The organism is Nannocystis sp. (assembly GCF_016714285.1).
Lineage (GTDB): Bacteria > Myxococcota_A > Polyangia > Nannocystales > Nannocystaceae > Nannocystis.
This window is the reverse complement of sequence record NZ_JADJNN010000003.1, coordinates 605,951-616,888: the sequence shown is the minus strand read 5'-3', so window position 1 is coordinate 616,888 and position 10,938 is coordinate 605,951. Positions and strand designations below refer to the sequence as shown.

The window sequence follows — 10,938 nt, the reverse complement described above, 5'->3', positions numbered from 1 at the left end:
CTGGGACCGCGACCCAGAGCTCGTGATCAGCGCTGACCCCCCTCAGCGGATCGCGGACATCGACATCGCCGTCGACCCCGGCGACGGCGAGCGAGCGATGTGCTTGTCGTCGCTGACCAGCAGCGGCGCCCCGATCGGCGCCTCGAGCACCACCCGCACCCCCGCCAGCCCCGAGCCCTCCGCCTCGATCCGCACCACCCCGTAGGCCGTGATCTCCTCGTCGAGCTCGAACAGGCTCTCGAGGAAACGCAGCCGCGCCCGCGGCTTGCCGTCGGGCGGATGGCTCGCCTGATGGCGGCGCAGGAACGCCTCCTGCGGCGCGTTCGCTGGCATCATCGGATCTGAGAACGACGCCTCCTCGAGGTCCGCCGAGATCTGCGAGCGAAGCATCCGGACCAGCACCCGACCGGTCCCATCGTCGAGGCAGAAGTCGCACCACTGCTCCTCGTACGCCAGCTGCACCCAGCCCTCGGCGTTGCCGCTCGGCCGCCACTCCTGCGCGACCGCCTGGAAGTACCCGCACGGCTGCCCCGACAGCGGCGCGCGCAGCAACGGGCCGCCCGCGGGCTTGAGCTTGCCGATCACGCGGGCCATCTTCCCCGGCACCGCGTCGACCACCCGCGTGACGGGGATCTTTCGCAGCACGCGGTTGGTCCGCTCGGCCCCCTTGAAGAACCACACCAGGCCGAACACCCCGGCGAGCACCGCCAGGATCGCCACGCCGAGCAGCACGAGCGCCGTGACCCACATGCGAGGCCGGACGCTACCACAGCCGCTGCACAGGCGCGCCGCGGCTCCCGCCCCCGCGTCGACTCACAGCTGTCGTCAGCTCCCCCGCGAGACCTTCAGGACCGGAGCGCCCGCATCGCCGCGGCCAGCCGCGGCAGCGCAGCCGTGATCTCGGCCTCGCTGGCCGCCCCCACGCTGAGCCGGAACCAGCCCTCGTCGCCTGGCACCCCGAAGGCCTGGAACGGCACGATGCCGAGGCCCGCCTCGTGCAACAGGTAGCGCCGGATCTCCTCGTTGGTGCGCAGCACCTGGCCCGCCGGGGTCGTCTGCCCGAACGGGCAGATCCGCACCGTCAGGTAGATCGCCCCCATCGGCGGGATGCTGTCCACCGCCAGGCCCTCGGCCCGCAGCGCCTGGAAACCGCGGTGCAGCAGGTCGAGGCGCGCCTCGATGCCGCTGAGGAAGCCGCGGTGGTACTCGCGGATCGCGTCCGGGTCGTCGAGCAGCGCCACCGTCGCGACCTGCTCCGGCCGCGGCGCCCAGGCGCCCACGTGCCCGAGCACCGCCGACATCTGCCGGATCACATCGACCGGGCCGACCGCCCAGCCCACGCGCAGCCCGGTCGCCGCGAAGGCCTTGCTGATCCCGTCGACGAAGATCGTGTAGCGGGCCATCTCCGGCACCAGCCCCGGCGGCGTCACGTGGTGCGTCCCGTGGAAGCACAACATCCAGTAAATATGGTCGTACATCAGGTAGACCGGCCGCGCCCCGTAGCGCTCGCGGGCCCGGTTCTCGGCCAGGATCGCCTCGCAGATCCCCCGCAGCGCGTCGGCGTCGATCGCCGTGCCCGTCGGGTTCAGCGGCGAGTTCAGGCACACCAGCCGCGCCGCCGGCAGCTCGTTCAGCAGCGCATCGCCGGTCGGCAAGAACCGCGTCTCCGGCCCGCACAGCACCTGCACCCCGCGAGCCCCGCTCATGTGCACGTAGTGGTTGTTGTTCCAACTCGGCACGGGATAAATGACCGTGTCGCCCGGGTCGACCAGCGTGCGATAGGTGCCGTAGATCACCGGCCGCGCCCCACCAGCGACCAGGAACGAGTCGAGCGGGTAGCGCAGCCCGAGGTCCCGCTCGTAGTACCGCTGCAGCGCGTGGCGCAGCTCGAGCATGCCGTTGGCCGGCGGATAGTTGGTCTCGTGGTTCTCGAGCGCCCGCTGCACCGCGCGCTGCAGGGCCTCGGGGATCGCGAACTGCTTGGGGTCGAAGTCGCCGACCGTCAGGTTGCAGATCTTGTGGCCCTGCGCGACCAGGCCGCGGATGTCGGCCGCGATCTTCAAGATCTCCGAGCCGACCAGCGCCCCGGCCATCGTCGACAGCCGTCGCGTCGGCGCCTCGCCGACGTGCGTCGCGTGAGCGGTGAGGTCGTGCAGAGCGGGCTTGGCAGCGTCCGACATCGCGCCGGACTATGCCACACTCGCCGCAGCATGAGCAGCCGTCAACCGCACCTCAGCGCCCGGCTTCAGGGCTTCGGCACCACCATCTTCACCGAGATGACCCGCCTCGCGCTGCAGCACGGCGCGGTCAATCTCGGCCAGGGCTTCCCCAACTTCGACGGCCCCGAGTTCATCAAGGACGCCGCGATCGCGGCCATCCGCGCCGGCCACAATCAATACGCCCGCATGGCCGGCGTGCCCGACTTGAACCGCGCGATCGCCGGGCACCAGCGCCGCTTCTACGGCCTCGACTACGACCCCGACACCGAGATCACCGTCTACTCCGGCGCCACCGAAGCCATCTGCGCCGCCTTCCAGGCCCTGTGTGACACCGGCGACGAGGTCGTCCTGTTCGAGCCCTTCTACGACTCCTACCGCGCCAGCATCACGATGGCCGGCGCCGTCCCGCGGGTCGTCACCCTGCGCGCCCCCGACTTCCGCTACGACCCCGCCGAACTGGCCGCCGCGATCACACCCAAGACCCGGGCGATCCTCCTCAACAGCCCGCACAACCCCACCGGCAAGGTGTTTAGCCAGACCGAGCTCGAGCACATCGCGGCCCTGTGCCGCGAGCACGACCTCCTCGCCATCACCGATGAGGTCTACGAACACCTGGTCTATGAGGGGACGCACGTGCCCCTCGCCGCGCTGCCCGGCATGCGCGAGCGGACCGTACTCATCTCCTCCTCCGGCAAGACCTTCAGCTTCACCGGATGGAAGGTCGGCCACACCTGCGCCCCGCCGGCCCTCACCGCCGCCCTGCGCTGCGCCCATCAATTCGTGACCTTCTGCACGGCCACGCCGCTGCAGCACGCGCTGGTCCCCGCCTACCTCGCCGACGACACCTTCTTCACCGGACTCAGCGCCGCGTACCGGGCCCGCCGCGACCGCCTGTGCGACGGCCTGCGGGCGATCGGCCTCGACGTGCTCACCCCCGCCGGCACCTACTTCGTCATGACCGACATCCGCTCGCTCGGCTTCCACGACGACGTCGCCTTCTGCCGCATGCTCCCGGAGAAGTACGGCGTCGCCGCGATCCCCCCGAGCGCCTTCTACATCAACCAGCACGAGGGCCGTCACCTGGTCCGCTGGGCCTTCTGCAAGACCGACGACGTGCTCGACGAGGGCCTGCGCCGGCTCCAGAAGCTGCGCCCGGCCACCTGACCTTGGGCTGACCTTGGGCTGACCCGAGCCTGACACAGCGAGGGCCGATGCGACGCACGAGCTCCCGCGACCTGACCCCGAGGACATGCACGAAAGGACAGCAGCAATGCGAGTGGCCGCGATCCAGAGCGACATCGTGTGGGAGGACCCCACCAGCAACTACGCCAACCTGCGCCCGTGGATCGCCGCGGCCGCGGCCGCCGGGGCCCGCCTCGTCGTGCTCCCGGAGATGTTCGCCTGCGGCTTCTCGATGGCTACCGAACGCGTGCAGGAGCCCGAGGACGGCCCCAGCGCCCGCTTCCTCGCCGACCAGGCCCGCGCCCACAACCTGTGGATCTGCGGCTCCGTCGCGCAGATGCCAGACCTCCCCGGCGCCAGCAAGCCCTACAACACCCTGATCCTCGCCGGCCCCGCCGGCCAACAGCACCGCTACCGCAAGATCCACCCCTTCAGCTTCGCCCGCGAGCACGAGCACTACGCCGCCGGCGACAGCCACGTCACCGTCGACATCGAGGGCCTGCGCTGCACCCTCTTCGTCTGCTACGACCTCCGCTTCGCCGACGAGTTCTGGGCCTGCGCCCCCACCACGGACGCCTACCTCGTCGTCGCCAACTGGCCCGAGCGCCGCCGCCTGCACTGGACCACCCTCCTGCACGCCCGCGCCATCGAGAACCAGGCCTACGTCGTCGGCGTCAACCGCGTCGGCCACGGCAGCGGCCTCGACTACAGCGGCGACTCCCGCATCATCGACCCCTGGGGCGAGACCCTCGCCTCCGCCGCCGGCGCCCCGACCATGCTGCTCGCCGACCTCCGCCCCGAGCTCGTCCGCGACGCCCGCGAGCGCTTCCCCGTGCTCAAGGACCGCCGTTGACCGCTGACACTCGGCCCGGTATGGCCGGTCCCGTCGAGGACGACCCCTCGCCTGACCCCCGTCTCACTTCGGCTCGGCCGCGCAGCGAAACCCGACCGCGTGGATGTGCGCCGTCGCGTCCTGCGGGAAGCGCAGCGCCGGCTCGGCGTGGTCCGCCACCGTGCTGTTGAACGCCCCACCCCGCATCACCTTGGCGCCCTCCGGCGGCGTCATCGTGTCCGCCGGCGCGTCCGGGTAGACCTTGAAGTCGTCCGCCGTCCATTCGAACACGTTGCCCACCATGTCCAAAAGACCAGCCTGGGTCTTGCCCGCCGGGAAGCTGCCCACCGGCGCCGTCCCCAGGTGCCCGTCGTCCACCTCGTAGAGCGGCTTCTGCTCCGGCAGCTTCGCCGTCGCCCGCCACGCCACGCACTCCTTGCCGCAACCATTGAGCTGGCGCGGACCCGGCGGGTCGTCGCCCCACGGGAAGCGCCGACCGTCCGAACCCCGCGCCGCGAACTCCCACTCCGCCTCGCGTGGCAGCCGCTTGCCGTGATTGCGGCAGTACTCGTCGGCCTGCTCCCAGGTCACACAATTGGCCGGGTGCGACTCGCGACCCGGCTGCCCGTCGTTACACAGCACGCTGTACGCCGCGCGGCTCTCCTCCCACGCCTTCTTCTTCTCCGACTTCCCCATCGGCCAGAACGCGTCGCGAAACGCCCGCTTGCACTCGCCCTTGTCCGAACATACCGCGTACTCGCCCGCCGTCACCTCGCGCAGGTCCATACAAAAGTCGCCGACCGTCTGCTGGTGCGCCGGTCGCGAGAAGCGCATCAACGCCGCCGAGTCGACGCTGTCCGAACCCATGAAGAACTTGCCGCCCGCGATGAAGGCCATCCCCTCCGGACAGCGCGACACCGGCTCCGCCGTCACGACTGGCGTGGCCGCCGGTGATGGCGTCCCGCCGACCATGGCCCCCGCAGCCGGCAGCCCCGCCGCCGGCTCGCCCGGTCCTCCGCGCCCCGGCAGCATCATCACCACGACCACCGCCGCCACCGCCACCAGCCCGGCCACCACCCCGCCGACGACCAGCCCCGTGCGCCGACCCTTCGCCCGCGACGGCGGCGAGCTGCGGGTGAAGATGTCGGCCCCGTCGCCGCCCGTCGCCGGACCCGAGCCGCTGGTGCTCGGCGGCAGATCTCGCAGCGCCGAGCTCCGGCTGCCGCTCCCGCTGCTCCCGCCGAGCCCACTACCGCTGGCGCTGACACCCGCGGCCGCGAGCGCCGGGGCCCGCAGCGACACGTCCGCGACGCGCCCACGCAGGCTCGCCCCGGCCCGCGCCTCGACCCCGACCCCGCGCCCGTCGGCCACCACTGGCAAGAAGTCCCGCACCTCGAGCGCCACGCCCAGCGCGTTCCAGAACGCCGCCATGTGCTCGTAGCGATCGGCGACCTTCACCGCCAGCGCCTTCGCGAACACCGCCTCGACCGCGTCGCTCGTCTCGATCCCCAGCGCCCGCGGCGTCGGCCGGTTGTTCGGATCCTGACAGGCGATCGCCAGGGCCATGAACTCCTTGCCGCCGAACACCCGCTGGCCCCCGCGCAGCACCTCGAGCATCACCAGCGCGAACCCGAAGACGTCCGTCCACGGCCCGGTCGCCCCGTGCTGGCGGTCGAACTGCTCCGGCGCCCCGTACATCGGCGTGAACTCGCTGAGCGCCCCCTGCGTGACCCCCTTGTCCGCCGGCATCACCTTGGCGATCCCGAAGTCCAGCAGCTTGAGCATCACCCCCGAGCTCAGGTCGTTGCCCAGCACGAAGAAGTTGCCCGGCTTGATGTCGCGGTGCGCCACGTTGGCCGCGTGCGCCACGGCCAGCGCCCGCGCCACCCCGTCGAGCAGGTAGAACGCCTCCATCCACGAATGCTTGCGCCCGCGCGCCGGGCTCTCCTTGTTGTGCAGCAGCCGCTCGAGCGACTCGCCCTCGAGCCACTCGAGCACCAGGTACGGCATCTTGATCCCGTCCTCCGTGACGAGCGTGCCGATGTCCCGCGCCTGCACGATGCTCGCCGACCGGGTCGACAGCGACGACAAGAGCCCGCCCTCCTGGGCGAAGCGGTCGTGCAGCTCCTGCTGCTTGTCCGGCGGCGCCTGGCTCAGCCCGGTGTAGAACTTGAGCGCGACCGGCACCCCGAGGATCTCGTGGAACGCGCGGTACACCAGGCCATAACCACCGCGATCGATCACGGCCTCGATCGTGTACTTGTCGGCGATCCTCGCCCCGACAAGCTTGTACGGATCGGTGATGGGGGCGGTCATGCGGGCGCCCAGCATGCCACACCTTCCGCGACCCCGACCCCGTCCACGTGCGCGCGACCCTGCCCATCACCGGACGCGCGCGAGCGCCAACCGCCTCACAGCCCGCCTCACAGCCCGCCTCACAGCCCGCCTCACAGCCCGATCTTCGGCACGGCGCCCTTGAGCACCCAGTACTGCGGACAGCCACGACCACCGCTCAGCTGCGAATACTCGTACTTCGGCATATACACCTCGTCCGCGACCAGCTCCCCGTCCCGCTCGATCTCCACGCGGGCCTCGGCCGGCCCGGTCCACACGTTGCTCTCGAGACGCGTCAGCGCCAGCCAAAATTCGTCCTCGCCCGCCACCGCCGAGACCAGCAACACCGCCGCAGCATCGTCGCCACCCCCGCTCGACCCATCGCCCGACCCGCCCGACCCGCCCGACCCGCCCGACTCGCTCGACCCGCTCGGCCCCCCGACTCGCCCGACTCGCCCGACTCCCGGGCCCGCCGGGCCCGCCCGCCTGCACATAATCCCCGGCGCAGCCGCTACCGACATCGTCGCCCGCCGCGATCGTGCACATCCACGTCAATGCCCCGAACTCGGTGGTCACCGTGAATGTGTAGGCGCCCGGCCGCGGGTGCTCGCGCGGCCCCATCGCGTCGTGCAGCACGACTTGCAGCCCCGCCGCCACCTCGACCTGCGCGCACACCCCCACCGCCTCGCCGCAGCCCGTCAGGCCCAACAGCAACAACAGCCACCGCCGCATGCAACTCATCACAATGACCCCGATCCGATCGCCCGCAGCAGCCCCTGCGCCGGCAGCAGCGGCCCACCGTCGAGCGCCGCCACGCTCTCGTCCTCGCCCGCCTCCGCCGCCCCGCGGACCCGCGGGTCGAGCAGATGCGAGGGCTTCAGGTTCCCCGCCGCCGCCAGCAGGTTCGCCCGCACCTGCGGGTTATGCTGCTCCAGCTGCACCAACAATCGTCGCACCTCGACGCGCTTGAGCTGCTCCTGCGAGCCGCACAGGTCGCACGGCACGATCGGAAAGCCCTGCTCGACCGCGAAGGCCGCCAGGTCCTTCTCCTCGCACAACACCAGCGGTCGGATGATCGTGTTGCGCCCGTCGTCCGATCGCAGGAGCGGCGCCATCGCCTTGATCTGCCCCGCGTACAGCTGATTGAGCAGCAATGTCTCGATCAGGTCGTCGCGGTGGTGCCCGAGCGCGATCTTGGTCGCCCCGAGCTCGACCGCTGTATTGTAGAGGATCCCCCGCCGCAGCCGCGAACACAGCGAGCAATACGCCTTGCCCGCCGGGATCTCCCGCTTCACCACCGAGTACGTGTCGCGCTGGACGATGCGATATTCGTGGCCCTCGCGCTCGAGGTAGTCGCGCAGCACCTGCACCGGGAAGCCCGGGTGACCCTGGTCGAGGTTGACCGCCACCAGGCTGAAGTCGAAGGGCAGCATCTGCCGATACGCCCGCAGCAGGTGCAGCAGCCCCCACGAGTCCTTGCCCCCCGAGATCGCGACCATGATCCGGTCCCCGGCCTCGATCAGCCCGAAGCGCCGATTGGCCTGAGAGATCTTGCGCAACAGGCCCTGCTGCAGCCGCGACACGTCCCTCGCATACCAGGCCCCGCCAAACCCGGCAACCACCTCGCACCAGCCCGATCAGCCCCGGCCTCAGCTCACCGATCGGCAACCACCTACAGCTGCGCCCGCACCAGCGAGATCAGCTTCGGTGCCAGGCTCACCAGCTCGCCGATCGCGATGTCCCGCCGCGAGCGGAACACGAAGCCGACCAGGTGGTCGCCCTGCCGCCACACCACCAGGTACGCCGTCTCGCTGATGCGGTGCCCGAGGTCGAGGCTCGTGAGCTCCTTGAACCCGACCTGCACCCCGTCGACCACCTCCACCCGCGTCATCCCGCGGATCGCCGCGTCAGCCTCTGCGCTGCCCACCCCCTCCCGCGCCACGGGTTGATAGATCGGCTCGATCATCGTGTCCGAGTCCACCGCGGCCGCCAGCGCCGAGCCGATCGCCAGCGCCACCGGCACCGCCTGCGAGCCCTTCGCCAGCACCGCCTCGATCCCCCCCTGCGACAGCTCCGACCCCTTGCGCAGCCACGCCTTCGCCGTCTCCGTCAGCTCACCGCGCTGCAGCATCTTCGTCGCCCACTCCGCCGTCACCCGGGCCGCCGCCGCCGTCTGCTCGCCCGCTGACGTCGCCAGCTCCCCCGCCCCCACCCGCGTCTTCTCGGCCAGCTCGGTCGCCTCCCGCTTCGCCGCCTCCGCCACCTCGCCCGCCCCCGCCCAGGTCTTCTCGGCCAGCGACCCCGCCTCCCGCGACGCCGCGTCCGCCATCTCGCCCGCCCCCGCCCGCGCCCGCGCGGCCAGCACCTCCGCCTCGCGCGACGCCACCTCCGCCTGGGCCCGCGCCTTCGCGGCCACCGCCTCCTGCGAGCTCGCGTCACAGCCCGCCACCGCCACGATCGCCATCACCAACGCCGTCGTCCGCTGCATCATCCCTCCGCAGCCGCCAGGATAGCCCGCCCCCGCACCCGCCGATAGCTCGCGCCTGGAGCAGACCCCGGCCACTTGCCCACCAGCGACCGCTCGCGACCAGCGGCCGCGCCAGGCGTGCGCCCGCCACCACGGACCGTGCCCCGCCGACCCCCGGCTGCCGGGCGGCCACGGACCGGTTACTCTCCGGCGCGTGTCGGTCCTGCGCACCATCGTCAGCTCCTCGCGCGCGCTCGTCACCGGCGCCAAGGACGTCGCCCGCTTCCGCGAGATCGCCACCGTCTTCGTCGGTCACGGCTTCGGCTGGTTCTTCGCCCAGCTCAAGCTGCGCCGCGAGCTGCAGATCGACTACGCCGGCGCCGACCTGACCCGCGCCGCCATCGGCAGCCCCGACACAGGCAAGCGCCTGGTCGCCGCCTTCGCCAAGCTCGGCCCGACCTTCATCAAGCTCGGCCAGATCCTCTCCACCCGCCCCGACCTGCTCCCGCCCGCGATCCTCCACGAGCTCACCCAGCTGCAGGACAACGTCAGCCCGCTGCCCTTCGACCAGGTCGTCCAACAGCTGCGCAGCGCCCTCGGCCCCGGCTTCCGCGAGCACTTCGAGACCCTCGACGAGACCCCGCTCGCCTCCGCCAGCATCGCCCAGGTCCACCGCGCCACCCTCAAGGACGGCACCGCCGTGGTGCTCAAGGTCCAGCGCCCCGGCCTGCGCCCCAAGATCGAGAGCGACCTCAACATCCTGCGCGCCATCGCCAACTGGGTCGAGGAGTCCTTCGTCGAGGCCGAGGCCATGGACCTCGGCGGCGTCCTCCGCGGCTTCGCCAAGTCGCTCGCCCAGGAGCTCGACTTCCGCTGCGAGCTGCGCAACATGGCCCGCTTCCGCCGCAACTTCGCCGACGACCCGCGCGTCCGCATCCCGCGGGTCTTCGAGGATCTCAGCAGCACCGAGGTCCTGTGCATGGAGTTCGCCGAGGGCCGCAAGTTCAGCGAGGTGCTCGCCAGCGGCGAGGACACCCGCCCATTGGTCGAGGTCTACTTCAAGACCGCCTACAAGATGCTGTTCGTCGACGGCTTCTTCCACGGCGACCTCCACCCCGGCAACGTCTTCGTCCAGGCCGACGGCGGCCTCGCTATCATCGACTGCGGCATGGTCGGCCGGCTCACCCCGGCGATGAAGGACCGCCTCATCGACATCCTCCACGCCGTCCTGAACGAGGACCTCGAGTCGCTCGCCCGCTGCTTCTACGAGCTGGCGATCCCCACCGGCAAGGTCAACTACAACGAGTTCGAGGCCGACGCGATCGAGATCGCCGAGCGCTACCTCGGCGGCGTCCCGCTCTCGGAGATCCAGATCGGCGTCCTGTTCGGCGAGCTCGTCACCGCCGCCACCCGCCACAACGTCCGCATGCCCTCGGACTTCACCATGATGTTCAAGGCGATCGTCACCACCGAGGGCCTCGCCAAGTCCATCGCCCCCGACATCGACCCGATCGAGCTCGCCCGCCCCTTCATCACCCAGATGGTCGCCGAACGCTACAGCAGCGACCGCATCAAACAGCTCCTCGTCACCGACTTCCAGCTGCTCTCCCGGGCCGCCCACGCCATGCCCCGCGTCCTCCCGGCGATCCTCAGCGACATCCAGGACGGCAAACTCGCCATCGGCATCGCCCCCGGCACCCTCAAAACCCACCACGAGGCCACCAACCTCCAGGTCAAGACCGCCGTCCGCGCCGCCCTCACCGTCACCTGCCTCGCCTGCGGCACCTACTGCCTCGGCCTGCAGCTGCCAACCTTCGGCCTGCTCGGCATCCCGATCGCGTCGGCCGTGTTCTACACGCTCGCGCTCTACGGCATCCTGCGCCTGCGCTGATGCGAGATGCGGA

9 protein-coding genes are annotated in these 10,938 nt (G+C 71.1%); 3 read left to right on the top strand and 6 right to left on the bottom strand.

The window, feature by feature from the left end:
• Positions 1–42: 42 nt before the first annotated feature.
• Both IPJ59_RS10155 and IPJ59_RS10150 read right to left on the bottom strand, forming a co-directional pair.
• Entirely contained in the window at positions 43–750 is a 708-nt protein-coding gene (locus IPJ59_RS10155; protein WP_293258966.1) for a hypothetical protein, read from the bottom strand.
• Positions 751–845: 95 nt separating this feature from the next.
• Positions 846–2,180: a pyridoxal phosphate-dependent aminotransferase gene (locus tag IPJ59_RS10150; protein WP_293258968.1), complete on the bottom strand. Its 1,335-nt coding sequence runs from the start codon at positions 2,178–2,180 to the stop codon at positions 846–848.
• A 30-nt stretch (positions 2,181–2,210) separates the two neighbouring features.
• On the opposite strand from IPJ59_RS10150, the gene IPJ59_RS10145 reads away from it, so the two are divergent.
• Both IPJ59_RS10145 and IPJ59_RS10140 read left to right on the top strand, forming a co-directional pair.
• Positions 2,211–3,383, top strand: coding sequence for a methionine aminotransferase (locus tag IPJ59_RS10145; RefSeq protein WP_293258970.1), 1,173 nt, complete (start codon positions 2,211–2,213; stop codon positions 3,381–3,383).
• 106 nt (positions 3,384–3,489) lie between these two features.
• Complete coding sequence (locus IPJ59_RS10140; protein ID WP_293258972.1) at positions 3,490–4,254, top strand: carbon-nitrogen family hydrolase; 765 nt, start codon at positions 3,490–3,492, stop codon at positions 4,252–4,254.
• A gap of 63 nt (positions 4,255–4,317) precedes the next feature.
• Here the strand turns inward: IPJ59_RS10140 and IPJ59_RS10135 are convergent, their stop codons facing one another.
• From IPJ59_RS10135 to IPJ59_RS10120, 4 genes are all read right to left on the bottom strand, one after another.
• On the bottom strand, positions 4,318–6,549 hold the full coding sequence (locus IPJ59_RS10135) for a bifunctional serine/threonine-protein kinase/formylglycine-generating enzyme family protein (protein WP_293271132.1): 2,232 nt from the start codon (positions 6,547–6,549) through the stop codon (positions 4,318–4,320).
• A 131-nt stretch (positions 6,550–6,680) separates the two neighbouring features.
• Positions 6,681–6,914 carry a hypothetical protein gene (locus IPJ59_RS10130; protein WP_293271130.1) on the bottom strand — a complete coding sequence of 78 codons (234 nt, stop codon included), beginning with the start codon at positions 6,912–6,914 and terminating at the stop codon, positions 6,681–6,683.
• 393 nt (positions 6,915–7,307) lie between these two features.
• Positions 7,308–8,150 (bottom strand): tRNA 2-thiocytidine(32) synthetase TtcA, encoded by an 843-nt coding sequence (gene ttcA / locus IPJ59_RS10125; protein ID WP_293271128.1) that lies wholly within the window; start codon positions 8,148–8,150, stop codon positions 7,308–7,310.
• Positions 8,151–8,239: 89 nt separating this feature from the next.
• Positions 8,240–9,055: a hypothetical protein gene (locus IPJ59_RS10120; RefSeq protein WP_293258980.1), complete on the bottom strand. Its 816-nt coding sequence runs from the start codon at positions 9,053–9,055 to the stop codon at positions 8,240–8,242.
• A 193-nt stretch (positions 9,056–9,248) separates the two neighbouring features.
• Between IPJ59_RS10120 and IPJ59_RS10115 the strand changes: the two genes are divergently transcribed.
• Positions 9,249–10,925 carry an ABC1 kinase family protein gene (locus IPJ59_RS10115; RefSeq protein WP_293271126.1) on the top strand — a complete coding sequence of 559 codons (1,677 nt, stop codon included), beginning with the start codon at positions 9,249–9,251 and terminating at the stop codon, positions 10,923–10,925.
• The last annotated feature ends 13 nt before the right edge of the window (positions 10,926–10,938 follow it).